This is a genomic window from Lactiplantibacillus plajomi (assembly GCF_005405405.1).
GTDB lineage: Bacteria > Bacillota > Bacilli > Lactobacillales > Lactobacillaceae > Lactiplantibacillus > Lactiplantibacillus plajomi.
The window spans coordinates 38,117-63,097 of the sequence record NZ_BJDZ01000016.1 but is presented as its reverse complement, the minus strand read 5'-3'; the positions used below and the strand labels follow the sequence as shown (position 1 = coordinate 63,097).

Annotated in this window: 28 protein-coding genes; 21 read left to right on the top strand and 7 right to left on the bottom strand. The window is 50.5% G+C overall.

All coding sequences use genetic code 11. The features are described from left to right. Positions 1 to 155 precede the first annotated feature (155 nt). Complete coding sequence (tnpA, locus tag FFM82_RS08025; RefSeq protein WP_137645343.1) at positions 156 to 620, top strand: IS200/IS605 family transposase; 465 nt, start codon at positions 156 to 158, stop codon at positions 618 to 620. Positions 621 to 760: 140 nt separating this feature from the next. Here the strand turns inward: tnpA and FFM82_RS08020 are convergent, their stop codons facing one another. Further along, positions 761 to 1,525, bottom strand: coding sequence for an alpha/beta fold hydrolase (locus FFM82_RS08020; RefSeq protein ID WP_137645342.1), 765 nt, complete (start codon positions 1,523 to 1,525; stop codon positions 761 to 763). 189 nt (positions 1,526 to 1,714) lie between these two features. Between FFM82_RS08020 and FFM82_RS13550 the strand changes: the two genes are divergently transcribed. Both FFM82_RS13550 and FFM82_RS08015 read left to right on the top strand, forming a co-directional pair. Then, the gene (locus FFM82_RS13550) at positions 1,715 to 1,891 is read left to right on the top strand and encodes a hypothetical protein (RefSeq protein WP_170178254.1); all 177 of its coding nucleotides are present in this window, start codon (positions 1,715 to 1,717) and stop codon (positions 1,889 to 1,891) included. Between the two features lie 170 nt (positions 1,892 to 2,061). Beyond that, positions 2,062 to 3,438, top strand: a complete 1,377-nt coding sequence (locus tag FFM82_RS08015; protein ID WP_174795692.1) for a GH25 family lysozyme — start codon at positions 2,062 to 2,064, stop codon at positions 3,436 to 3,438. A 62-nt stretch (positions 3,439 to 3,500) separates the two neighbouring features. Here the strand turns inward: FFM82_RS08015 and FFM82_RS08010 are convergent, their stop codons facing one another. Continuing rightward, a complete protein-coding gene (locus tag FFM82_RS08010; protein ID WP_137645340.1) occupies positions 3,501 to 4,577 on the bottom strand; it encodes a hypothetical protein in 1,077 nt (358 codons plus the stop codon). Between the two features lie 183 nt (positions 4,578 to 4,760). Here FFM82_RS08010 and FFM82_RS08005 point away from each other — a divergent pair, with 183 nt between their 5' ends. After that, the gene (locus FFM82_RS08005) at positions 4,761 to 5,867 is read left to right on the top strand and encodes an NAD(P)/FAD-dependent oxidoreductase (protein WP_137645339.1); all 1,107 of its coding nucleotides are present in this window, start codon (positions 4,761 to 4,763) and stop codon (positions 5,865 to 5,867) included. On the opposite strand, the gene FFM82_RS08000 is transcribed toward FFM82_RS08005, so the two are convergent. After that, positions 5,864 to 6,247, bottom strand: a complete 384-nt coding sequence (locus FFM82_RS08000; RefSeq protein ID WP_137645338.1) for a ribonuclease HI family protein — start codon at positions 6,245 to 6,247, stop codon at positions 5,864 to 5,866. The genes FFM82_RS08005 and FFM82_RS08000 overlap by 4 nt on opposite strands. Before the next feature lie 32 nt (positions 6,248 to 6,279). Here FFM82_RS08000 and FFM82_RS07995 point away from each other — a divergent pair, with 32 nt between their 5' ends. The 7 genes from FFM82_RS07995 to FFM82_RS07965 all read left to right on the top strand — a co-directional run bounded on the left by FFM82_RS07995 (position 6,280) and on the right by FFM82_RS07965 (position 14,326). Continuing rightward, positions 6,280 to 6,666, top strand: a complete 387-nt coding sequence (locus tag FFM82_RS07995; protein ID WP_137645337.1) for an EbsA family protein — start codon at positions 6,280 to 6,282, stop codon at positions 6,664 to 6,666. A gap of 98 nt (positions 6,667 to 6,764) precedes the next feature. Further along, complete coding sequence (locus FFM82_RS07990; protein ID WP_137645336.1) at positions 6,765 to 8,420, top strand: formate--tetrahydrofolate ligase; 1,656 nt, start codon at positions 6,765 to 6,767, stop codon at positions 8,418 to 8,420. A 166-nt stretch (positions 8,421 to 8,586) separates the two neighbouring features. Next, positions 8,587 to 9,036, top strand: a complete 450-nt coding sequence (gene lspA, locus FFM82_RS07985) for a signal peptidase II (RefSeq protein WP_137645335.1) — start codon at positions 8,587 to 8,589, stop codon at positions 9,034 to 9,036. Further along, entirely contained in the window at positions 9,017 to 9,973 is a 957-nt protein-coding gene (locus tag FFM82_RS07980; RefSeq protein ID WP_137645334.1) for an RluA family pseudouridine synthase, read from the top strand. The genes lspA and FFM82_RS07980 overlap by 20 nt, the downstream gene beginning before the upstream one ends. Before the next feature lie 157 nt (positions 9,974 to 10,130). After that, a complete protein-coding gene (gene pyrR / locus FFM82_RS07975) occupies positions 10,131 to 10,652 on the top strand; it encodes a bifunctional pyr operon transcriptional regulator/uracil phosphoribosyltransferase PyrR (RefSeq protein ID WP_137645333.1) in 522 nt (173 codons plus the stop codon). Positions 10,653 to 10,685: 33 nt separating this feature from the next. Then, positions 10,686 to 11,768, top strand: a complete 1,083-nt coding sequence (locus tag FFM82_RS07970) for a carbamoyl phosphate synthase small subunit (protein WP_137645332.1) — start codon at positions 10,686 to 10,688, stop codon at positions 11,766 to 11,768. Continuing rightward, positions 11,765 to 14,326 carry an ATP-binding protein gene (locus tag FFM82_RS07965; protein WP_137645331.1) on the top strand — a complete coding sequence of 854 codons (2,562 nt, stop codon included), beginning with the start codon at positions 11,765 to 11,767 and terminating at the stop codon, positions 14,324 to 14,326. Before FFM82_RS07970 ends, FFM82_RS07965 begins: the two co-directional genes overlap by 4 nt. A gap of 105 nt (positions 14,327 to 14,431) precedes the next feature. On the opposite strand, the gene FFM82_RS07960 is transcribed toward FFM82_RS07965, so the two are convergent. The 3 genes from FFM82_RS07960 to FFM82_RS07950 form a co-directional block, all read right to left on the bottom strand. Then, complete coding sequence (locus FFM82_RS07960) at positions 14,432 to 14,824, bottom strand: iron chaperone (protein ID WP_137645330.1); 393 nt, start codon at positions 14,822 to 14,824, stop codon at positions 14,432 to 14,434. A 77-nt stretch (positions 14,825 to 14,901) separates the two neighbouring features. Continuing rightward, complete coding sequence (locus FFM82_RS07955; protein ID WP_137645329.1) at positions 14,902 to 15,588, bottom strand: DUF2087 domain-containing protein; 687 nt, start codon at positions 15,586 to 15,588, stop codon at positions 14,902 to 14,904. Between the two features lie 199 nt (positions 15,589 to 15,787). Next, positions 15,788 to 17,494, bottom strand: a complete 1,707-nt coding sequence (locus tag FFM82_RS07950; protein WP_137645328.1) for an NFACT RNA binding domain-containing protein — start codon at positions 17,492 to 17,494, stop codon at positions 15,788 to 15,790. 250 nt (positions 17,495 to 17,744) lie between these two features. Between FFM82_RS07950 and FFM82_RS07945 the strand changes: the two genes are divergently transcribed. From FFM82_RS07945 to FFM82_RS07900, 10 genes are all read left to right on the top strand, one after another. Further along, positions 17,745 to 18,167, top strand: a complete 423-nt coding sequence (locus FFM82_RS07945) for a MarR family winged helix-turn-helix transcriptional regulator (protein ID WP_137645327.1) — start codon at positions 17,745 to 17,747, stop codon at positions 18,165 to 18,167. A gap of 89 nt (positions 18,168 to 18,256) precedes the next feature. Continuing rightward, positions 18,257 to 19,129: a DegV family protein gene (locus FFM82_RS07940; protein ID WP_137645326.1), complete on the top strand. Its 873-nt coding sequence runs from the start codon at positions 18,257 to 18,259 to the stop codon at positions 19,127 to 19,129. Next, entirely contained in the window at positions 19,126 to 19,566 is a 441-nt protein-coding gene (locus tag FFM82_RS07935; RefSeq protein WP_137645325.1) for a GNAT family N-acetyltransferase, read from the top strand. Before FFM82_RS07940 ends, FFM82_RS07935 begins: the two co-directional genes overlap by 4 nt. Before the next feature lie 106 nt (positions 19,567 to 19,672). Continuing rightward, complete coding sequence (locus tag FFM82_RS07930; RefSeq protein ID WP_137645324.1) at positions 19,673 to 20,428, top strand: DUF975 family protein; 756 nt, start codon at positions 19,673 to 19,675, stop codon at positions 20,426 to 20,428. An 86-nt stretch (positions 20,429 to 20,514) separates the two neighbouring features. After that, positions 20,515 to 21,213 (top strand): hypothetical protein, encoded by a 699-nt coding sequence (locus tag FFM82_RS07925; RefSeq protein WP_137645323.1) that lies wholly within the window; start codon positions 20,515 to 20,517, stop codon positions 21,211 to 21,213. A gap of 64 nt (positions 21,214 to 21,277) precedes the next feature. Beyond that, positions 21,278 to 21,565, top strand: coding sequence for an RNA-binding protein (locus FFM82_RS07920; RefSeq protein ID WP_137645322.1), 288 nt, complete (start codon positions 21,278 to 21,280; stop codon positions 21,563 to 21,565). Positions 21,566 to 21,656: 91 nt separating this feature from the next. Beyond that, positions 21,657 to 22,445 (top strand): DUF4931 domain-containing protein, encoded by a 789-nt coding sequence (locus tag FFM82_RS07915; protein WP_137645321.1) that lies wholly within the window; start codon positions 21,657 to 21,659, stop codon positions 22,443 to 22,445. 64 nt (positions 22,446 to 22,509) lie between these two features. Beyond that, on the top strand, positions 22,510 to 22,842 hold the full coding sequence (locus FFM82_RS07910) for a hypothetical protein (protein ID WP_137645320.1): 333 nt from the start codon (positions 22,510 to 22,512) through the stop codon (positions 22,840 to 22,842). 26 nt (positions 22,843 to 22,868) lie between these two features. Beyond that, positions 22,869 to 23,177, top strand: coding sequence for a DUF960 family protein (locus tag FFM82_RS07905; RefSeq protein ID WP_137645319.1), 309 nt, complete (start codon positions 22,869 to 22,871; stop codon positions 23,175 to 23,177). Between the two features lie 182 nt (positions 23,178 to 23,359). Next, positions 23,360 to 24,097: a DUF1003 domain-containing protein gene (locus FFM82_RS07900; protein ID WP_137645318.1), complete on the top strand. Its 738-nt coding sequence runs from the start codon at positions 23,360 to 23,362 to the stop codon at positions 24,095 to 24,097. Here the strand turns inward: FFM82_RS07900 and FFM82_RS07895 are convergent, their stop codons facing one another. Further along, on the bottom strand, positions 24,098 to 24,955 hold the full coding sequence (locus FFM82_RS07895; RefSeq protein ID WP_137645317.1) for a DUF368 domain-containing protein: 858 nt from the start codon (positions 24,953 to 24,955) through the stop codon (positions 24,098 to 24,100). Positions 24,956 to 24,981 lie beyond the last annotated feature (26 nt).

Below are 24,981 nucleotides of genomic sequence, written 5' to 3'. Positions count from 1 at the left end.
CTTCGGCCGTGAATTTGCTTCTAGGCATAGTAAAATCCCCTTAGAGTTGATAGACGAAATTATAGTTTTTCATCTGTCAACCTTAAGGGGACTATAGCAGATTTAGAATGTAGGTGTCAGAGCCAAACATTCAAAATCGAAAGGGGACGTCAGAAATGGCGAATAAACTAAACAGTCTTGCACATACCAAGTGGTTGTGTAAGTACCATATCGTATTCACTCCAAAGTATAGGAGAAAAATAATTTATAATCAATACCGACGTGACTTGCAAGATGATATTCGCTTGTTATGCCAATATAAAGGTGTAAAGATATTGGAAGGTCATATGATGCCAGATCACGTACACTTGTTGGTAAGTATCCCACCCAAATTAAGTGTTGCCAGTTTTATGGGTTATTTAAAAGGCAAATCAGCCTTGATGATGTTCGACCAGCATGCGAATTTGAAGTATAAATTTGGGAATCGACATTTTTGGTCAGTCGGCTATTATGTTAGCACGGTTGGGCTTAATGAAGCCACTATCAAAAAATATATCCGTGATCAAGAAAAGCATGATCAGGCACAAGATCGGTTAAGTGTCCGGGAATACGAAGACCCTTTTAAGGGTCAAGGTAAGTAATACGAACACCGCTTAAAGCGGTCGCAAAAGTGACAAAAGCAGTTTGGCTTTGATACACAAAAGCCAGCGCCTTGAGACGCTGGCTAGTACATAGGGCTTATAGCCCTGGAGCAAACTACCCGTTTTACGGGTAGTTATGATTAAAGGTGTTCAGTTTGATTTAGGTAGTAATCAAAAAAGTTGGCTACCTTTTCCATTAACGGGATTTTAACGAGGTGCTGTGCCTGGTAGCCGGTGATAAACGCGGTTTGTTGGCCGTAAGCTTCGTGATGAATGCGGTCGAAGAAGTCTCGCGCTTGCTGGTAAGGAATCCGTTCATCCGCCGTACCGTGCCAAAATAGCAGTGGCCGCTTAGCAATCGTTTCAGGATGTAGGTTTAGATCGAAGGCGTCGATCCAGCCGGTTAAATCGGCCATCGCGGTCGGTAGGTACACGTGTTGCTTAGCCGCGTAGTGCCGCACCAGTTCAGCGTAGGCGTTCAGATTGGGGGTCCCCATGATAATTGCCGCTGCCGTGATTTCAGGATGGTGGGTCAATAGCGCCCCGGTAGTCATGCCACCCATCGAGTAGCCGCCGACCCCGATCTGATTATTTAAAATCAAGCCGCGGCGTTGGTAAGTCTGGATCAACAGGTCGAATTCGGCGAGGTTGCCCTGAATACTATTCCAAAACGTGAAGGAAGGCAGGCTACTGACCGGTTGAACCCGCTGACCATGGTTGATAGCGTCGGGGAGAATGACGCGGAGCCGTTTGGCAGCTAGTTTGCGGGCTTGGGTCAGCACCAGGTCGTTACGTGAGCGCCAACCGTGGTAAAAAACGACCAATGGTAGCGGTTGGTCGATCAGCGCATCTTCGATGACTTCAATCACCGGCACGTCTTGAATGTTTTGTGGTTTAATTAACATGCTTGTTCACCACCTCATAAATTTATTAATATAAGCCTACTTTGACAGATTAGTGCGGGAAAGACAAGCACGGTGCTTATTGCGGCGCTGACGTTTAAAAATTAAAAAATAATGATAAAATAGTGATAATCACGGCGAATCCCCCAATGAGTTGGGTTCTACCCGTGATTGAGTGAGGGGGTGACTAGAATGGAAGATTGGCATAATCGACAAATTGAGGCGGCCATTGAAACCAACCCGTTAATCTTTAACCAACCGGTAGCTACTAATGACAGCCGGTTAGCGTTTGTACCGCGATTATACGGCGCGGCGCCGCGGCAAACAGCCGCACGAATCCGACGGCTAAACAACCCGGCACGCCAGTAATTCCAGAGTTATACATAATTGACCCGGGTACGTGACGCTGATTATTTCACGATTTGTCATGAAACTGTAACATGTTTGCAATCAAACTGAGAACCTTTATCAAAAATTTATATGTAAAATTATTAATGAGTTATCATTTACATATAAATACTTGTAGGAAGGCGAATATTGTGAAATTAAATCAAAAGTGGCAGCTCGGGCTGCTAGCGCTGGGGAGTTGCCTCGGTATGATGATCGCGGTTCCTGCGCAGGCCTCGGTGCCGGATATTTCCGAGTGGCAAGGTAAGTTATCAAAGACCCAGGTTAAGAACTTGAAAGGTCAGACCCAGTTTGTCATTAACCGGGTGCAGTACGGTAGTAATTACGAAGATATTCATCACAAAACTAACGAGAACTTGTACGTCAAGTACGGTGTCCCGTTTGGTTCCTACGACTTTGCGACCTTTACGTCTAAGAGCGGTGCGATTCAGGAAGCTAAGGATTTTTACAGGCGGTCGAATAAGCACACGACGTTTTACGTGTTGGATTTTGAGACAACGAGTATGAGTGCTTCGGCGGCCAATACGGCGGTTAAGGCGTGGTACAGTCAAATGCGCAAGCTGACGAAGAAGCACTTGCTGTTCTACTCGTACCAGTCGTTTGCAACGACTTACGCGAACTCGGCCCGAAAGAAGTTTGACGCCCAGTGGATCGCCAATTACAGTTATAAGCCGACCGTTTCATTTTCACTTTGGCAGTATACCGACAATTATTATCTAAAAGCATTAGGGCAGTACGTTGATAACAATCGTTATGGTAAAAAGTGGGGTACGGTTTACCATCCGTTAAAGTGGTGGCAAAATAAGGCCACCACGGTGGCTAAGCCGAAGACCACGACCACCAGTACTACCAATAAGGTAACTAAGCCAGTTACTTACAAATACAGTAGTTATACGAAGGGGCAACACGTCTACTTACATGCGGGGGCGGTGCGTTATGTTGACCGGACGGTTATCCCAACGCGTGTTAAGAAGAAGTATTACCGGATCACCGCGGTCAAGTCCTATAAGCGGTCGCACTCCAAGCAGGCGGTTTACTTAGCGGGTCTTAATCAGTGGGTGCTCTCCCAAGACGTGACCGGCTACTGGGTCGGCCAACACGGCAGTTACACGTTGAAGCAAAATAGTACCGTATTTAGTGACATTAATTTGAAACACGCCACGAAGACGAAATTGCCGAAGGGAAAAACCTACGCTGGTAAATTAGTTAAAAGTGGCTCGTATTACCGGATTAAGTTGTCACGTGGGGGCTATATTTCGGCCCAGGTCTCACGTTCGGACCACGCCTACATTGAATCGGTCCCATCCAGTAAACGAATTGTTGCTAAGCAAAATATTTACACGCACCGTAGCTCAAAATTCACTAAGGGTAACCGGGTTGCGTTGCATAAAAAGAATAAGGCCCTGAAGATCGTCGCGGTTCATAAGCGTTCGACCGGCTCGCGTTATTTTGAAACCAACAAGGGCAACTACTTCACGGCCAATAAACTTTACGTCAAGACAAAGTAGTTAAATTTATAGAACCAAAAAGCGTCCTGCCGACAATTCGGCAGGACGCTTTGTTTTGCAGCTTATGTTAAAAAGTAATAAGACAGGACCACGGCTAGCCAAATGGTGACCCAAACAATGCCACCACTAAGGTGCAAGTGGAATAAGTGGCCGTTATAGCGGTCAAATTGGGCTTGGTCGGCAACCTCAAATGGGGATTGGTCCGCCGGTAATTGTTTGGCGGCCGCGTATTGTTTGGCCGGCCACAACGCGCCAATCGTTTCAACGATGACCAGGGCAATCAGCGCCGCGATGGCTGCTGGGAAGACGGCACTGTAATCGACGCTAAAAGCGGGGGCGAAGATGTTGCGGTAGATCGTCCAAATCGCCCAGAGGGTCGCAATTAAAGCGAGAATCCGACCGCTGATGACGAACCGCAACGTTTTCTTGGCCGTTGGTTGTTTGGCAATCAGCTGATTTAAAAAGTAGTACCGGCGACCAAAGCGTACGTAGTCACTGGCCTTAACGCGGAGCCAGCGACTTTGGTGTAAATAGAAGAGCTGGCTGATCAGACTGATCAGGGCAACGATTGGAATCGCTGTAATTGCACTAAGTAGTAAGTACTGGACGACCAGAACGGGGGCGGTACTCGTCATAACGGCCCGTGCGACCCAACTCAATAGTAAAAAGAGGATGAACGCAATGACGCTCATGAGTTGTTGGCGGCGGTAACGTTTGAACGCGGGGGCCGCGACTGGCTGGGCTACGCTAGGATGCGTTTGTAAGTAGCGGTAGCTGGCACTCGGCCAGATGAGCGTGGGTACCAATAGTAATAGGAGCCCGGAAACTAGGATCCCAGCGGTCCAGATGGCCGTTTGGACGGGAAAAAGCAGTAGGTTCAAGCGGGTTTCCAGACTGACCCAACTCACTAGAATTAGCACCGCGCCCAAGATCCAGCTGGCCTGACTGAGCCAATACGCCCACCGCAAGCCCGAATTAGCGCCGGTCACTGTTTGGCGAAGCTGGTGGCCCTTGCGCCAATTAGTCGTGAGCGTCGCATCGTCGGTGCTCACCATGTAGGGTTGTTTGAGGTTCAAGTAGGTGAACCAAATGCCCATCGCCAAAAAGAGGGCTAGTAGTAATAATAAAGTAATAAACATAGCAAAAGTCCCTTATCTCAATATAGTCGTACACCACTACTTAGTTTAAAGCAAAAGTATGCCCAAAGTGTGAGGAATATGAAAAAACTATGGTACGTTGGCAATTTTTACAATTAGGTCGTCACCACACGTCGGTGTTAGTTATGCTAGAATGAAAGCAGACTGGGTGTGGAGGCGTTTTATATGCAAAAACAAATTGCAATCATTGGTGGTGGCATCGTTGGTGCAACGGTCGCTTATTATTTAAGTGCCGACCCGACGCTGTCCGTCACCATGTATGACGACGGGATCGGGCAAGCGACGAAGAACGCGGCGGGAATTATCTCACCGTGGTTATCCAAGCGACGAAATCAACGGTGGTACGCTTTGGCAAAAGCGGGGGCCGCGTTGTACCCTGAAATCGTTGCGGACACGCAGATGGGGATGTCCGTTTACCAACAGTCCGGGACAATTGTGACCCGTGCGGACGCGGACGACCTTGAGACGTTGTACCAATTAGCCATCGAACGCCGCCAGGCAGCGCCCCAAATGGGAACCATTGAAAAGTTGAGTGCCGCCGAAGTTCAGGCGCGGCTCCCGCTGTTGACGGCACCGCAAGCCGGGGTCTTTGTGAGTGGTGGCGCCCGCGTCGACGGCGCTAAGTTTACGGAACACCTGTTACAATACGCCGAAAAGCGCAACTTGGTCCGTCATAAGGGCAAAGTTAAGTTGGGTGAACAGGGCCAACTACTAACGGCGAACGGTCAAATGAATTACGATACGTTGGTCTTAGCTGTGGGTGCTTGGTTGAAACCACTGCTCCTGCCGATGAAGTTAGTGGCCGACGTTCGGCCGCAAAAGGGCCAGTTGATCGAACTGCAACTACCCCAAACTTGGCCCGACGACGTCCCGGTGTTGATGCCCGAGGGTGAGCGGGACTTTATTCCGTTCACGCGTAGTAAGTTAGTCGTCGGTGCGACTCATGAAAACGATCAGGGTTACGACCTGCAAGTTTCGTCACTAGTTGAAGATGACTTATTTGCCAGCGGCCGTCAGCTGGACGCTAACTTAACGCGGGATCAAATTACGACCGTTAAAGTGGGGACCCGGGCGTACACCCGCGACTTTGCGCCGTTCTTCGGGCCGTTACCGGATAATCCGCACGTGCTGGTCGCCAGCGGTTTGGGCTCCTCAGGCTTGACAACTGGCCCAATTATCGGCAAATTGCTCGCCGATTACGTTCGTACCGGCCGTCACGACTGGTCCGCTTACCAGTTACCGGTCGAAACTTACTTGCGGTCGGCGGATTAATCTAGGTGTAGGCCTTGCTGGGCGAGTTGGTGGGCGCCGTGATTATCGCTTTCAGCGATCCACTGGGTGATGACGACTTGGCACTGGTCCTGTAATTTAAGCAGGGTGGCAAGTTCCACGGCGAAGTTTTTACTATACGCCTTGTCAACACTTTCGGCGACCACCTGACTATCGGTATAAAAGAACACGGCCTGGTCAGGACCATAAGTATCTAATAAGATTTTAAACCCGGCGATTGCCGCTAAAAATTCTGCGGTATGATTGTCACTAACCGGTAAGGGTTGCTTGTACTGGTGTTGCTGACCGCCGGCAATCAATAAAATCCCGGCGGCGCTGGCATTGGTCGTTGGTGCCGTTGCGGCATCCGTATATAATTGCATCGTTATCGCTCCAATTTGAAAGGAATTTTGCTGTGAATAATACGAAACGTACCTTTAAGTATCAACCAAAACCCGTGTCGAGTCTAATTGTTTGGTCCTGGACCGGCTTAATTTTAATGCTCGGCATCATTTACTGGCTTGAAATTTTGAAATTTAACTGGTTATTAGTTGCAATCGTGCTCGTCTTTATCCTAGCGGTGACACTGCAAATCGGTTTACGCCGGGTATCCATTGACCGGAATTTGCTGATTTTCAGCACGGTTTTTAACCGCTCGTGGTTAGTGATTCCGCGCGATCAGTTGGAATCGATTCGCCCGGTCCGCGGGGGGATTAAAGTTAAAATTGATAAAAACGAGTACCAGTTCTTAATGACGAAGAAGTCCCGTGAAAGTTTGATTAAAATCGCTCAGAACGCTTAATAACCGAACTAATTTATTTATAAATCTATTTATTGTTCATATTTTTGGGATATTCGGTATAATAGACTTAAGTATTGATCAAAAAAGGAGCGGCAAAGATGAAAGATATTGAAATTGCACAACGTGTCACCCCGCAACCGATTACGGAAATTGCGGCTAAGGCTGGCTTAACGGCTGATCAAATCGACCAGTACGGGAGTGCTAAGGCCAAGTTAAAGTTACCATTACCGGTTAAAAAGACGAAGCGTAACCTGATTTTAGTCACCTCGATCAACCCAACTCCGGCAGGTGAAGGAAAGTCCACGGTCACCATCGGGTTAGGTGACGCTCTGACTAAGATTGGCGAATCAACAATGATTGCCTTACGCGAGCCGTCGTTGGGGCCGGTCATGGGCATGAAGGGTGGCGCAACCGGTGGCGGTTATTCGCAAGTCATCCCAATGGAAGATATCAACTTACACTTTACCGGCGATATGCACGCCCTAACTGCTGCGAATAATACGTTAGCGGCCCTGATCGATAATCACATCCAACAGGGTAACGCACTCAATATTGATCAGCGCCGCGTTCAATGGAAACGTGCCTTAGACATTAACGACCGGGCCCTGCGCCACGTGGTAATCGGGCTAGGCGGCCCGACTTCGGGTGTGCCGCGCGAAGACGGCTTCGACATTACGGTAGCCAGTGAGTTGATGGCGATCTTATGTTTATCAGAAAACATCGCCGATTTAAAACGGCGGATCAACCGCATTGTGATTGGCTATACTCACGACCGCCAGCCGGTCATGGTTGCCGATTTGCAAGTTGGCGGCGCAATCGCCCTGTTGCTAAAAGACGCGTTGCGGCCGAACCTGGTGCAGACGTTAGCGCACACGCCGGCAATGGTTCATGGTGGGCCGTTTGCGAACATTGCTCACGGCTGTAACAGTGTGCTCGCGACCCAAGCAGGGTTGAACCTAGCGGATTACACCGTGACCGAAGCCGGTTTCGGTGCCGACCTCGGTGGGCAAAAGTTCATGGACATTAACGTGCCGGCGGTTGGTCAAGCCCCCAATGCCGTCGTGATCGTTGCGACCATCCGCGCCCTGAAGATGCACGGCGGAGTAGCGCTTGCGGATCTCGGTGAAGAAAACGTAGCGGCGTTACGGGCCGGCGCAGCCAACTTGGGGCACCACATCCACGCAATGCAACGTTACGGGGTTCCAGTGGTGGTAGCCATCAACGAATTTACCGCTGACACGGAAAATGAAATTCAAGCCGTTAAGGAGTACTGCGCGGACCTCGGCGTTCAGGCGATTTTAGCCGACGTTTGGGGCCAGGGTGGTGATGGTGCGGTCGAACTGGCCCACGCCGTTGTTGCATTGTGTGACCAGCCGAGTGAATTTAAGCCGTTATCACCGGCTGACGCCCCGATTGAAGACAAAATTCAAGCCATCGTTGAAAAGACCTACGGCGGGGCGGCGGTCGAATATTCCGGTAAGGCTAAACGCCAACTTAAGACCTTTGCCAAGTATGGCTGGGATAAGCTACCGGTCTGCATGGCCAAAACCCAGTATTCACTGAGTGATGATCCCAAGTTGTTGGGGGCGCCGAGCGGCTTTACGATTAACGTGCGGGAGTTCGTACCGAAACTGGGGGCTGGCTTTATTGTCGCACTGACCGGCAACGTGCTCACGATGCCCGGCTTGCCAAAGCATCCGGCGGCGTTGGACATGGATATTAGCGATGACGGCACCATTTCCGGGCTTTTTTAGCTGCTGGATTTAAAACAAGGTGATTTGAAAACCAGACTGCGGGGGCGGTAACGACCGTCCGGCAGTCTGGTTTTATGTTCGGCGGATAATTTAGGCGGCGAAAATGCCATGGCTAGTCGACTTTTGGTATAATAAAAGTCAGTTTAGTGATTGTGAGGAACAGCAAATGTGGATTTATTGGATATTAATGTTTGCCCTGGTCGTGATCGATCAGGTGATCAAAGCGGCCGTAGTCAGTCAAATTGCGCTGGGAGCGACCGTCAACGTCGTACCGGGTTTACTGTCCCTGACTAATTTACATAACAGCGGGGCGGCCTGGAGTATGTTAGAAGGTAAGATGAGTTTCTTCTACCTGATTTCGGTCGTGGCGCTTGGTGTGATGCTTTATTTATTTTGGCGGTTACGGCAGCGCCGGATTTACGAGTTCGGGCTGGTCTTAATGGTTGCCGGGACCCTCGGCAATTTTATCGACCGGATTCGGCTGGGCTACGTGGTCGATATGTTTCAGTTAGATTTCTTTAATTTTCCGATTTTTAATTTCGCGGATACCTGTTTAACGGTCGGGGTCATCGTGATTTTAATCGGTGTTTTGCGGGATGATAGTTTTGAAAAATAATTTGGAAGGGGCTGCCCAGTTCGCTAGTGCGGCCCAGACGTTTACGGTCACGACCGAAAGTGGCCGCCTAGACAAAGTTTTAGCGGGGCTGCAGACCACCTGGACGCGTTCGCAGGTCGATAAATTGATCAAGACCGACCAAGTAAGAGTCAACGGCGCACTTCAGCCGAGTAAATATAAGGTCAAAGCGGGTGACGTGGTGACCGTGGCTGCTCAGAAAGTCCAGTCGACCGAGTTAGTGGCCGAAGACCTCCCGTTAGATATCGTTTACGAAGATGACGACGTGTTAGTGGTCAATAAACCGCAGGGAATGGTCGTTCATCCGTCACCGGGGCACCCGGACCACACCTTAGTCAACGCCTTGCTCTACCATAGCCCCCTGTCAACGATCAACGGCGAGTTTCGGCCGGGCATCGTGCACCGCATCGATAAGGATACTTCGGGATTATTAATGGTAGCTAAAAATGACCGGGCGCACCGCTCCTTAGCCGCCCAGTTAAAGGCCAAGACTAATTTACGCGAATACGTGGCGCTGGTGCACGGTGTTATTAAGGAAGATACCGGCACGGTCAACGCGCCGCTCGGCCGGTCGCCGAAGGACCGTAAAAAGCAGGCGGTCGTTCGCGATGGTCGTGCCGCCGTGACCCACTTTAAGGTGTTGAAACGTTATCAGCACTATACCCTGATCAGTTGTCGGTTAGAAACCGGACGGACCCACCAAATCAGGGTTCACTTACAGTCGATCGGTCACCCGCTAGTTGGTGATCCGCTTTACGGTCCGAAGAAGACCATCAAGGGCAACGGCCAGTTTTTGCACGCCCGGCTATTGGGCTTTAAACACCCGGTGACTGGTGAACAATTGACGTTCGAAGCGCCGTTACCACCGATCTTTAAGGCAACGTTGGCGAAGCTTGACAAAAGTGACTTGAATCATTAGGCTTACTATTAATGAGAGTCCTTTAATCCGGCCCTGCGAGACTGAAAGGCAACCTGTTAACAATAACTTTTCGTTGACGGCCGGGATGTATTTTCCGGCCGTCTTTCTTTGTAATGTTGGTGACTCGCATGCAGACCAAAATACTTAGGAGGCAATTATGCAAAAAGAAGTTGTTGATTCCATGGCGATGAAACGTGCATTGACACGGATAACGTATGAAATCATTGAACAAAATAAAGGTGTTCGTAACGTGGTCTTGGTTGGCATTAAAACCCGTGGTGTGTACCTTGCTGAACGGATTGCGGCCCGCTTGGAACAATTAGAAGGGGCCCAAATTCCGGTCGGTGAACTGGATATCACGGCGTTTCGCGATGACCAACCCAAAGACGATCAGGCGCCGAGTTCGTACCAGCTGGCGTTTAGCGTGGCGGATAAGCGGGTTGTTTTGGTTGACGACGTTCTCTACACCGGCCGTACGATTCGTGCCGCGCTGGACGCGTTGATGGGTGGTGGCCGACCGCAAAGCATTGCGCTAGCCGTGCTTGTTGACCGCGGCCACCGGGAACTCCCGATTCGCGCTGATTTTATCGGTAAGAATATCCCAACGGCCCTTCAGGAACGGATCAAGGTTTCCGTGACGGAGGTCGATGGCCGCGATGGTGTTGAAATTATTAATTAGTTTTATAAGTCAATTAAGTGAGAAGGGATCGCAATGGCAGACCGCTATTTGATTCTTGAAGACGGCAGTGCCTACCTAGGTGAAGGCTTTGGCTCACCAGCGGTTTCAACTGGTGAAATCGTGTTTAATACGAGTATGACGGGCTATCAAGAAATTATTACGAATCAAATTTATCATAACCAAATTATTGCATTCACCCAACCGACGATCGGCAGTTACGGTATTAATCATGATAGTTATGAATCGATCCTTCCGACCGTTAAGGGCGTGGTTGTCCGCGATGTCGCAAGTATTTCGACTAACCGGCAGCGGCGCTGGTCACTGGATCAGTACTTAAAGCAGCAAAACATTCCCGGAATCAGCCACATTGACACTCGCCACTTAGCGAAACAGCTCCGGGCGAGTGGACCGATGAAGGCCAGTATCGTGGACGTGGCGGATGCCCACGCCTTTGATCAACTGGGCGCGACCGTGTTAACCAACCGGCAAGTTGCTGCCGTGGCGACGCCCAAGCCGTTTCCTAACCCGGGGACCGGTTTAAACGTGGTCGTGGTCGACTTTGGGCTCAAACACGGGATCTTACGTGAGCTTAGTAAACGGGCTTGCAACGTCACGGTCTTACCGTATACCGCGACGACCGACGAAATTATTAACTTGGATCCGGACGGTGTGATTCTCTCGACCGGTCCCGGCAAACCGCAGGACTTACCGGAAAGCGTACTGACGATGATCCAAGCGATTCAAAAACGGGTGCCGTTATTTGCCATCGGGTTGGGACACGAATTATTCGCAATGGCCAACGGCGCGACGATTATTAAGCTGGCGCCCGAACACCACGGTGCGAACCACCCGATTCGCGAAGTCATTACCAATCAAATTATTTATGCGTCACAGGGGCAGGGCTTTGCGGTTAATCCGGACAGTGTCGACCGTGATAAAATGATCACCACCTTTGTCGACTTGATCGACGGGACGATTCAAGGCCTGCGGTTACGGGATTTTCCGGCCTTCTCGGTCCAGTTTTTCCCGGACGGGGCGCCCGGTCCGACCGAGACGCGCGACATTTTTAATGAATTTGTAGAATCGATGCAACAAGCAAGGGGGCCGATGTGGTGAATAATCAGGGCTTACAAAAAATTCTCATCATTGGTGCCGGTCATAACGACATTGGTCGCGAAGGCCAACACGACGCGGCCGTCATCCAGATCGGGGCGGCCATCCATAAATTAGGGATTGCCGTCGTGCTAGTCGATAATAACGCGTACTCGGTCGCGGCCGAAAATAACTTTGCTGACCGGGTCTACGTTGAACCACTAACGGTCGCGGGATTGTCGCGGGTGATCGAAGCTGAACAGCCGGACGGCTTAATTCCCTCGTTAGGTGGCTTACACGCCGTCAGCCTGATACAGGGGCTGATTCGAACCAACGTCTTAAAAAATAATCACGTCCGGCTTCTGCAATGGGATTCGGAAATCATCGACATGATCGTCAATCCGGCGTTAATGAGCAACCGCTTGAAAGCCATCGGCGAACCGGTGATTGCGTCGCAAGTGGTGGCGAGTGACGTCGAGGCACTGGCGGTCGTCCGTTCAATCGGATTTCCAGTGATTGTGAAGTCGGTGGCGCCCCGCATCGAGGCCAGCCGGCAACTTTGCAAAGACCAGGAGGACCTGGCACGGGCGTTGGCAATGGGCTTTAAAGTTTCTGCCACCAAGCAGTGTATCGTCGAGCAGAGTATCGTTGGCTGTAAGGAACTCGAGTTTGTGGGCGTCCGTGATAAGAAGGATATGGCGCTGCTGATTAGCGGGATGGAGAACTTTGACCCGGTTGGGATTCATTCGGCTGATTCGATCGTTTTCGCGCCGACCCAAACGATCACTGACCAGGAGTACCAACAATTTCGAGCTGCAACGTTGAAAATCATGCGACGCTTGCGAATTAACGGTAGCTGCCACGTGCAGTTTGCCCTGGACCCGAATACCCAACACTATTACGTGATCAAAGTGACACCGTACTTTGACCGGGCGATGGCCTTGGCCGCCCGTGCGACCGGCTATCCGCTGGCACGGGTCGTGGCTAACTTAATGGCAGACATTAGCTTAGCCGAATTAAAGTTGCCGAGTGACTACCGTAAGCAAACGGCGTTGATCGAACCGGTACTCGACCACATCGTGTGCCGCATTCCGGTCTGGCCGTTCAACGTGTTAAAAAAGGTCAGTCACCAACTCGATACGGTCACCGAATCGACCGGCTCGGTCATTGGAATCGGCCGTTCAACCGAGGAAGCCCTGCTGAAAGGTTTACGCTCCACTGATGAATCGCGCTACCACGTCATCGCCAACCGGCCGCAAAATTATTCTGAAGGTGAATTGATTCAACGGCTGATCCACCCGCAAGCCGGGCGGATGTTGGTCTTACTGGAAGCGCTGAACCGGGGGTACCAGATTGATGAACTGGCGGAATTAACCAAAATCGACGCGTTCTACTTTTATAAGTTGCAGCACATTATCGAAATTGAAAAGGCGCTGTGGGCGCGTCCGTTTGACGTGCACGCGCTGGGGCGGGCCAAGTACTTTGGCTTCACTGACGAAGACGCGGCGGACGCTTGGCATACCGACGTGAAAAAGGTGCATCAGTTTGCGTTGGAAAATGAAATTCACGCGACCTTCAAGGAAGTTGAACCGACCGCCGGCGAGTTTACCGAACAGACGAATACGTACTATTCAACCTACGAATTTGATAACGAAAGTCAGCCCCAAGCCGGCCGTCCAGTCGTCGTCATCGGGACGGGAGCGAACCGGATTGGGACTAATCATGGGAACGATTACCTCGTTTCACAGCTGCTCTTTTATTTGCGTAAGGCCGACTACCAACCGATTTTGATCAACGCCAATCCGAACAGCGTTGCAATGACGCCGCGGTTAGCGACGAAGCGCTACGTTGAACCCAAGCAGTACTCCGATATTTTGAATATTTTGGCGATTGAAAAACCGGAGTTGATTTTTACGACCTATCACGATTACCGGTTAGGCCAGCAGTTAAGCGCGGATGGTTACTCGGTGGTTCAAATCAATAACAACTTGCCGCGGGAACAAATTAAGACTAACGATTCACCGGCCGTTGAAGTGATTTCGGACGGCATGGACGTGGCGGTGTTCGGTGTCAGTGAAATTATCGCGGGCAATAACTTACGCACGAACGTCCGTGGTTCGTTGCAAGTCTTTCCGATTCGCGATAAGGCGGAAAACCAAGCGATTAAGGCGTTAAGTGCCGAAATCAAGCGGCGGGTGCTAGCTTTCGGTGTACCGGGACTTTATACGGTACGGTTGACGATTGTCGACGACCAGTTACAATTAGCCACGATCGAACCGATGAGCATTGCCACGATGGCCTTGATCAGTAAGGCGGTCGGCTCCAGTGTGACCCGGTTGCTCCTGCACGTTAAGTTGGGCGAACCGTTGAGTAAGGTCATGTACGACTATCCGGATATTAGTGCCTTGAATACGGTGTACGTCCAAGCCAATACGTTCCCGTATAATCAGCTGCAAATTTACGATGCGGATGAAGTCACCGGCGAACCGAGTCACGCTACCGGAACGGTGATTGCCCACGGTGAAACGCTGAAAGCGGCGCTGACCGCGTTGGGTTCCGGTAATGAGGACACTGACTTTTAAGTACTGGTTATTTCGTTTCGAATTAGGAACAACTTATTTAAATTAAAATTATGTAAACTAAAAACGGCTGCCCGGATTAATTTCCGGGCAGCCGTTTTTAGTCGTTCAGTGGCGCCAAAAGGTGGTGACGGCAGCCTTAGTGGTTAAATTATACTGGATCGCCTGGTGAAGGAGCGGGTAGTTGACGGGTTGATCAAAATTAATTTGCCAGAGCATCTTCGTGACCCGGTCACCTTGGGCCGTGATTTGTGCCGCAAAGTGGTTGAGGGGGGCCTTTTCAAGGGCGACGTTCAAGTGGTGCTTGGCAACGCTGAAACCAACGATAAAGGTGCCGTGGGCGGTGAACATCGGTTGGTTCCAGGCCAATCGCGGTGTTAATTCTGGAAATTCGGTCGTAACCCAGTTTAGGACGGTAATCAATTGGTCGCAGTGCGATTGGTCACTAATTTGGCTAACAAACGTGGTAAAGTCGGTTAAGTTCGGTGATAAGGTCGTCATCAGGGCGCCTCCCAAAGTCGTTTAAGCCTAGTTTAGCGGTTGGGCGGCTTGGCGCCAAGTAATTTCACTCGGAGTGCCTACTTAGCTGGTCGCCAGTAGTCTGTTCCGGTCTGTTTCAAGCGTCCGGTCGCAACGAGCTGACGGCGAAGGGTGGCCGGATCAAAGTAGATGCGACTGAGCTGTTGATCGAGCGCATTTGTTGAAAAGTGTTGGTCAACGGGTAATTCGGTCACGATTCGGTCAAGAATAACTTGTCGTACGGCCGTTTTGCGGGGCCACTGTTTGAGTTGCGCCGGTTGGCGACTAAAGTCAAAGTAGTGCTGTAAGGCCGCGGCCGTTTCGGCTTCGGATAATTTAGGTGTTTTAGGGGCGGTCACGACTGGTTGGTTAGCTGCGGGTGCAAAGACGCTGTCGTAAATAGCCAAGTATAATCGCGCCCGTTTCGCCTTTTCTCGGAAGGTGAACTTTTGGTGGCGGATGGTTGCCGGTGCGACCTGCATTTGTTCGGCTAGGGCCTGGTCTTTGAGTCCGGCGGAAAAACCCGTCAGCAAGTCGCGTTGGTTGACGGTTAACGAATTATAGCGATTGTCGGCGTGGAGTAATTGGAACAAATTGCCACCGTGAACGAGGGTCAGGTGAGCGTCAATCAAATTGACGGCGGTTGCCGGTGACCATTGAACTTGACAGTAATTACATTGTAAACCAGTGGTCGTTTCGTGGTAGCCCCGTTTTAAGTCGGTTAGGGAAAACGCGCTAAGTACCATTGAGAAAACACCGTCCTTTTTAGATTAGCTGCTTATGTTTATTGTAATTGCAAACGAGTTTAAAAGTGAATGTTTATTATGCTTGTAAACACGTTTTATTTTTAACGTTTATGAAATCGATAAACAAGAGGAGCGACAATGATGGCATTAAAAAATCGCCTCTTTGAGGTGCAATCCTCAAAAAGACGATTTGAACGTATTATTTAGCCGGGGTTAATTTTTCGACCAGCTCGGCACTGGGTGAGACGTATAACGTTTTTTGACCTTCATAAATCACGAAACCTGGTTTAGCCCCGTTCGGTTTGCGGATCCGCCGTACTTGCACGTAGTCGACCGGAACGGTAGCCGAATCGCGGGCCTTAGAAAAGTAGGCGGCCAGGTTGGCAGCTTCGGCCAGAGTTTGGTCACTTGGCTCATCCGAATGAATAATGACGTGGGAGCCCGGAATTTTTTGCGTGTGTAACCAGTAATCACTTTTATGCGCCGTTTTTAAAGTCAACTGATCATTTTGGCGGTTGTTCTTGCCGACCGAAATTTTCGTGCCGTCACTCGCCACGAATTCTTGCGGCTGACTAGGTTGCCGGGAACTACGCTGTTTTTTCTTACCGCGTTGCTGTTTAAGGTAGCCCTGTTGCGTTAACTCTTGCCGAATTTCGGCAATGTCCGCGGGGGCCGCTAACTCGATTTGAGTGTGAACACTATCGAGGTAGTCGATTTCTGCCTTGGTTAGTTTGATTTGCTCGGAAACGTAAACGACCGCGTTTTTTTGTTTTTGGTAACGTGAGAAATACTTTTGCGCGTTACGGGAGGGCGATAGCTGATTTGAGAGCTTGATTTTTAGCGGTTGGTTATCTTGATAGTAATTAGGCAACGTAATTTCGGTCATGCCCCGTTTGACCTCGTATAAGTAAGTCGTTAAAATTTCACCCTTGACCCGGAGTTCATCCGCCTGTTTAGTGTTGGCTAAGGTTTGCTCCAACTTTTTGAGCTTGTTGCGGTTCTTTTTCAGGTCGTTGCGCACGACCCGGATTAAATTACCGGCTTGTTGCTGGACCCGTTCTCGTTGAGCGGCGTCCGCATAGTAAAAATCTAGCAGGGCGCTTAATGAATCAAAGTGGCGGGTCTGGTCGCCAAAGTGATCGAAGCGACCGGCGGCAAACATTGTTTTGTTAGTGGGCAAGGTCAATAAGGTTGGGGCGGGCGCGTCGAACTGGGCCAAAAAGTCTTGGTAGTGGGCGGCTAGGTCGCCGGGTTGGTGTAAGTCGGCCGCCAGTTGTTGCGCGCTGTCGCGACCGAATCCCTGGTAGTGTTGCTGGAGGGCTTTACTGAGGACCGCTTCGGCCGGAAATTGCCGAACTAACTCGCGGTAGTCCTGGTTAGGTACGAACGGATCGACTTTATCCTGCTTAGGCGGTTCGATGTAAGTTGCGCCTGGCAGTAATAGCCGGTACCGGTTTTGGTCGGCACCAACGTGTTTGATGGCGTCGAGAATCCGATTGGTTTTCGCTTCAATTAGGATGACGTTACTGTGGCGGGCCATGATTTCAATAATCAGGACCAGCTGTTCGGCATCGCCTAGTTCATTGCGCGTCGTCACCGTTAAGCGGACGACCCGGTCGTTGGCCGGTTGGTCGATCGCCGTAATGATTGCCCCCTGAAGGTACTTCCGCATCATCATGGCAAAGTTGGTCGGGACGGCCGGGTTCACGTATGGAATTTGGGTCGTCTGAATCCGCGGGTAGGTCGGATCGGCGGATAACAGGAGTGGCCAATTTTTCCGGTTGGCCCGCACCGTTAGAATCAGTTCGTTTTGGTACGGCTGGTTGATTTTGGCAATCCGGCCGGTCAATAAGTTTTTTCGTAGTTCGGTGACCATAGCGTGGGTAAATAAGCCATCAAAAGACATGTGATCACTCGCTTTCTTCTAGTTTACGTTCAGAACTGTGGATCTGCACAGTCAATCGCCTATTAGTATACCGTTTGCGCGGGGTGAAAGGCAACTGGTCGGCTTGACGACGGCGGCCCACCGTATCCGTGATCAATAATACTGCTATATACAAAAACCAAGTTAACGTGATTTTTGCTGAAATACGGGTGCGCCGGTTGGCTAGATATTGTATAATACATAGGAATTAGCTTTTTTAGGAGGATGCGTGATGAAATCAAGTTTAGCCGCGCTTGCCGCGTCAGCAAAACAGCAAACCAGCATGTTGAAAAAAATTACGAAGGCCCAGGGGGTGACCGTGGCGGAATGGCAGTTACTGATTCAATTGCAGGCCGGCCACGATACCCAGGAGAAATTGGCAACAATCATGCAGTTAGACACGTCGACGTTGAGCCGCCAACTTGCCAGCCTAGTTAAAAAGGACTGTTTGAGTAAGCAGGCGGTGGGACGTGATCGCCGGCAGTTGATTTATTCAGTAACTCCGACCGGTGAACAAGCGGTTTCTGCCATCAACCAGGCCTACGCTGATTACGAAACGGTCGTTTTTGATAAGTGGCCCCAAGATGAGCAAAACTTGTTGCGCATCTTACTGAACCGGTTGAACAAATCAATTGACCGTTCGTTAGAATCTTAAGCATTGATTAATGGTACCCGGTAGAGTCAGCGCGCATTTTATGCTATGATGATGAATATTACTTTATAGATGAGAAGTAGGTGTATGTCATGAAGATTGCTGTTGTTACTGACAGCACCAGCTATTTGACACCGCAAGAGGTCGCGGATAACGATATCCACGTTGTGCCGATTCCGGTGATTATAGATGGAAAGGTGTATCAAGAGGGCGTGGACATTACTACGGCCGACTTTTACGCTAATATGAAATCATTTAAGTCCTTCCCAAGCACGTCGCAACCGCCCGTTGGGGAAATGGTGGCGTTTTATAACCACTTGGGCGATCAGGGTTACGATGCCGTAATCAGTATTCATTTGGCTAGCACCATTTCAGGCTTTTATAACAGTTTGCTGAAGATGCGCAACATGGTCGATAATATCAAGTTGTATCCGTACGATTCACAAATCACGGTGCGTTTGATGGGTTACTTAGCGTTAGAAGCGGCCCGGATGGCGAAGGCCGGGGCGGATGTTGAAACGATTTTAGCCCGGCTAGATGATTTGCGGGCGTCAATGGGGGAATATTTCATCGTTGACGACTTGCAAAATTTGGTTCGCGGGGGCCGCTTGTCGAACGCTTCGGCCTTTATTGGCAGCGTCTTACGAATTAAGCCACTATTGACGTTTGACGATAATCACGAAATCGTGGCATTTGAGAAGGTCCGTTCGACTAAGAAAGCGTTAGCTAGGGTCGAGCACCTGTTCGCTGAAGCGAAGGCTAAGGTGGACTACCCGCTACGGGCGATCATTGTCCAGGGGAATAACTTGGAAGCGGCGCAAGCGTGGAAAGCCAAGTTACAAAAGCAGTATCCGGACATGCCGATTGACCTGACCTACTTTGGTCCGGTTATCGGGGCCCACTTGGGGGATAAATCGTTAGCACTCGCGTGGCTCAAAGATATTGATAAGGCCTACGACGCATGACGATTACCTTTTCAAACGACGCACCGAACCGGGCGGCGGCCTACGCCCTGCGTCAGGCAGTCTTCGTTGAAGAACGGGCAATCCCGGCTGCAGTTGAGTTTGATGATAAGGACACGGATGAACGGCTCTACGGTGTGTTGTATTTAAAGCCCGCTTTACCGGTCGCAACGTTGCGGTTGGAACCGCAAGCCGACCAGACGATGCGCTTTGGTCGAGTTTGTACCCGTAAAGCTTACCGTGGCCGTGGCTTAGGTCGGCAGTTATTGACAGCGGCTGAAAAGTGGGCGCTCGCCAGTGGCTTTACGTCCGGCCGCATTGATGGCGAACTGTCGGCGCAGTCGTTTTATGAACAGTGTGGCTACCGGGTCACAGCGGGGCCCTTTGAAGAGGACGGGGCGTCCGTCGTGATCCTGAAAAAAACATTAGTTAAACCGTAAAAGTGAAAGCCGACTGGACCACCGTCTCAGTCGGCTTTTTGACGAGTTTTAACCCTTAAAGTACGGTGAACGAGTATAATTAAGTGATGGGGAGTGGTCAGCTTATATGAAAACCAGAGCGGAATTAAAAACGGAAGTTAAGCAACTATTTAGGGGACGCTGGCGGCACGCCGTCGGACTCTGTATCGTGGTCAGCCTGTTATCGATGTTTTCGGTCATGGCGACCCAGTCGGACATGCGTGATCAAATGCAAAGTGGCGACTACGGAAGTACAACCAGTGCGATCGCGTCAAACGTCAGCCTACAGGAATTAACGTTGGTCGCCGCGATCGTCGTCCTGGCGCTCGTCTTCGAACTGATCATTTGGTTGGTTGTCAAAACGTTTAAGGTCGGGACCAGTTATGCCATGTTAGACTGGGTACGGCAACCACAACGGGAAATCCATCCGGTTGCGGACTCCACGGTCGGGTTCACTAAGCACTACGTTTGGGGAATCTTCGGGCTGGCCATTTATCAGGCCGTACTCGTCTTCTTGTGGATGTTGCTGCTGATCGTACCTGGAATCATCAAACTGTACGCGTACTCGCAAAGTTTCTACGTTTATAAGGATATGCTGGCGGCAACACCGCAAGGTCAGGCACGACCGCGTTTTCGTGACGCGGTTACGACCAGCCGACGATTGATGGCTGGTCATAAGTGGCAGTTTTTCTGGCTACAAGTTAGCTTTATCGGTTGGGCGATTTTAAGTATGTTCACCTTAGGTATCGGTCAATTATGGCTGATTCCCTACATTTACGGGACGAATGCGAAATATTACGACGAGTTAACGCGGCAGGCACAAGCAGCTGCCCCGATTAGTTAAGTCTTAATTGTGTTTACCAGCAGACCACGACAGGTCAGTTAAAATATGGTAAACTTGCGAAAGCAAGAAAGGAAGTGCGGAAGCGAATGCCTGAAAAAGAACCAACCCGGATGTCGCGCTTAAAGGCGCGTGAAGCTGAAACCGGTAAGACGCGCCGCTCAGCAACGCCACCAACTGGTCCTAAGAAAACGCCGGGACCTAAGAAGACGCGCCATTTATCGATTTGGGTGTTAGCGTTGATCGTCCTTGCGCTAGGCGGTACGATCGTTTATTTTGTGAACGCGACGACCAGTCAGGATAGCGTGGAAATGACCGAATCAAGTAGCTCGTCTTCGGCCGCAAGCAGTAAGAAGAAAAGTCGTAAAAAGGCGGCTAGGAAGGCGTCGTCTTCGGATGATACGACCAGTACTGATAGTACCGATAGTACCACGACGAGTGAGACAACGGCTGACACGGATACTGATACGACGGACACGCAAGGTGCGACGTCTTCGGACAGCGCAACTGGCAACGTTAGTGCTAACACGACGAATGCAACCGACAATGCGGCGAGTCATCAGACAACTAGCAGTCACGCTACGAGTAGTTCCCACACGTCGTCGGCCACTAGTCACAGCGAGTCACAGTCTTCAAGTGCGAGCTCCTCAAGCAGTGCGGGTAGCGCCAGTGGCACCCAGAAGTTTGATAACCGTGAGGACGCTATCAAGTATGGTGAGTCCAATAAAGGTAATTATAAAGTGGTCACCGATAAATCTGGCTCGTACATTACTACGATGGGCGATTAGCGCTAGGTAATTGACGGATTATTCGGTATAATGAGCTTAAAATCAATGAAGTGGAGTGATGGCATTGAGTCGTAACGTAGAAGTTAAGTACCCGGCAATTTTTCGTGATGAGGGAACTTACTGGGACGTGCGCTTTCCAGACGTTCCGGCGGCGCAGACCTTTGGTGCCAGCGTTCAAGTTGCTGCGGATAACGCTGCTAACGCGCTAGCCATTGCATTGTTTGAACGGCCGTTACCACCAGCGTCCGACCCGCAATTTTGGCGGCTCGCCTCGACGGAGTTTGTCGTGTGGATCACCATGGCCGACGTTCAGTTCGGGCCCGACGCGGATATCCCGGAACCGATGAATTAATTGTTTGACCGTAGCGTTTGGGAATTTCCCAGGCGCTATTTTTATGCGTGACGAAGGACTTTCGTTACGAGTTGAAAGGAATGGATTTTGAATGCAAGCACACCCGTTAATTTTTGATACTAACATTGCGAAAGGCAAGCCGGAAAATATCCGTCACCGCCAAAACGCCTGCCCGTTTTGTGATCCGGACACGTTGACTGACGTTTTGGCGCAGGAAGACGATCGGATTTGGCTATTAAACAAGTTTCCGACGTTACAAGCCACTTGGCAGACGATCGTGATCGAAACTGCCGACCACGATGGGGACATTGCGACCTATTCGCGGCAACAAAACCGGGACATTTTTGCCTTTACCCTCAAACACTGGCAAGCAGCAATCGCCAGTGGCAAGTACGAATCGGTGCTACTTTATAAAAATTACGGACCGCATTCCGGCGGGAGCTTACGGCACCCGCACATGCAAATTGTTGGGTTGGACGACGTTGACGGCTACGGTAACATCGTGCCGGAAAATTTAAGCGGCTACCCGATTGTGAGCGACGGTGAGCTACAAGTCACGGTTTCCGATCAACCCGTCATGGGGTTTGTCGAGTTTAACGTGGCCGCGACTAGCGACGACGTAGCGCGGATGGCGGATGCCGTTCAAACCGTGGTGCGCTGGTGTTTAAACGACTACTTTAACGGGCGCTGCGATAGTTACAACCTATTTTTCTACCCACTTGGTGACCGGATCGTCTGCAAAGTGATCCCGTTATTTAACGTGTCGCCGTACTTTATCGGTTACCGCTTGGCACAGGCGGATACCCCCGACCGGATGCGGGAAATTGCGGCTGACGTCCGGCGGAAGTTTATGGCGGAAGCGACCGGTGACGAGCCCTAAAGCCGTGCCATCCGTTGGAGTATGGTATCATGAAATTATTGATTAATGAGTGGAGGAATGTAGCGTGCAAAATTTAATTCCAGGCGATATGCTGGAGGTCGGTCAGAAACTGCGGTGGGAACTAGACGCCGGCATGACCGCTGATGAAAGTAGTGTGATTAACGACGCGGTACTAGCTGGAACCCAGTACTTCGTTGACGAAGCATTAGAAGGCAGCTACTGGACCGTTAAGTGGGATTCGGCGCATCAAAATATTGATATCTACGGTACGACCGGGTCCGTGGTGGGCCAGATCAAACCGACCGGAGCGACGCTGGAAGCCGATTTTCGGCAGGATTCCCAGGGCCTGTTTCTTCGAATCGAAAAAACGGTGGCCGTAGTCGTCCGCGATAACTAAGGGATAAAAGAAACGGGGTGGTGCGCATGTTTGAAGCACGGGAAGAACGGTTTGCGACCCTCGGGTTGGCAGCCAAGCTTCCAAGTGCCGTGATTGACGGTATTTGGGACGTCATCGACCAAGACTTAACGGGGGTCGTCCGTCTCGGAGCGGTCTTGCAGTTTGCGTTGATCGAACGTTCAGACCGGCTTACGGTGGTTTTTGACGACCGGCACCAGTCGATCCTCGAGTTTGACTTACCAATCGATTACCAGGACCAGTTTCCAGAAATGGTTGCGGTCCTGGATGATGGCCAGTACCAGACAATGATGTTATTAAGTGAATTAGCCGTCTAGTCGGTTAGTTTACTAGTCGATCGAACCAAAGAGGGCATTGTTAGAAAAGTAACCCGCCGCCTTGAAACGAGGCGACGGGTTTTTGGGTGCTTTTTTAAGTGGTTGTGGTACGGGTAACTGCCGTGATTGTGGGTATAATGAACACGACTATTAACTAATTAAACAGTAAGGTGTGATTTTAAATGACAAAGTCGGCGATTTGCTTAGTGGACCAACAACGGTACCGGTTAGTGGACGGGGTACAGTTACACGAGTTGGCGCCCGAACTACGTACGATGATTTTAGCGGATTATCCGCACGCCCACGCCCACAGTTTTATTTGCAGTGAACACTTGGTCCATTACCGCTTAGCAAAGATGGATCAGATGATCACGACGGATTATCAAGAAAATGACCAGGTCAATCAACGGCTATCAAAAGTGCTCGCAAAGAACACATATCAAGTGGTGGATGTTCACGACCAGTTAGAATCTTCGTTAACGTTTGGCCAGCGGGTCGCGGATGCGGTTGCGCACTTCGGGGGGAGTTGGGCCTTCATTGGGTCGTTTGTGGCGGTGATGCTTGCCTGGATGGTGTTAAACGTGTTACCGGTAATTAGTCATCATTTTGACCCGTACCCGTTTATTTTGCTGAATTTATTTTTAAGCATGGTAGCGGCAATTCAGGCTCCACTGATTATGATGAGCCAGAACCGGGCCGCCGAGTACGACCGGTTAGAAGCCCGCAACGACTTCCGGGTGAACGCCAAGTCGGAAGAAGAAATCCGGGTCCTGCATTCGAAAGTCGACCACCTGATTCAAAAGAATGAACCAAATATGCTCGAGATTCAAAAAATGCAGACCCGGATGTTAGGCGAACTTCAGGCGCAGGTCAACGAATTGCGGCGGTTGCAACCCCGTCGCCGCCGTTATCAGCGCTGACTATTTATATTTAGCTTCTAAGCGACTCATCCAGAAACCTAGCAGAACACCGACGATGGCGGCAACCGCACTCAATAAGTAGGTCGTAACCGTTGCGCCAGCGTAAGAGATGCTTTCGGCCGCGTAGGGGTTCGGAATCAAAATCAGTAAGGTGCTGGCGGCAACGATACCCAGGATGAAGTGGTAAACCCGTGAATGGAATTTTTGTAGCAGGTGGTCCATCAACTTTGAAAAGAGGACCATCGCCAGGGCACCACCGATGGCAATCGGCAGGTAAACGCCGACAAGGTCCAATTTTTTAAAGCCGGTCAGCATCGGCGTGAACAGCCCTAAAATCAGGAGTAAATTGGAGGGGCTTAAGCCCGGCACCAGCACACCTAAGGCGATCAGCGCCCCGGCCACCAGAAAACCACCGAAGTTGGCCGGTAAAGTGCCAAATAATTCACTCATAAAGTATAGGAGTCCGCCACTGATGACAAAGGTCGCGGTAAACCAGAGGACGTCCCAGAGATCGCGGGGGCCGCGGCTTACCGCGGTTTTCATCAGGGCTGGTAAGGTCCCGACGATGGCGCCGGCAAAGCCCCAGAGCACGATGACCTGGGTATGGGCGAGTAAGTATTCAAGTGGGGCCGACAGGAGGGCAATGCCAACGATGCCCCCTAAGCCGACCGGCACAAAGTACCAAAAGTCACGTTTGAAGTTTTGGCGGAAGTGGGCCATAAATCCGAGTAGCCGTTCATAGATGCCCAGGATAGCGGCTAAAACGCCACCGGACACGCCCGGCAAGATGAATCCCAGGGCGATGATAACGCCCTTTAAAAAGCGGCGCCAAAAAGTATCAGTTGTTCGACGTTGCATTTGAAAACTCCTTTGTAAGCAAAAAA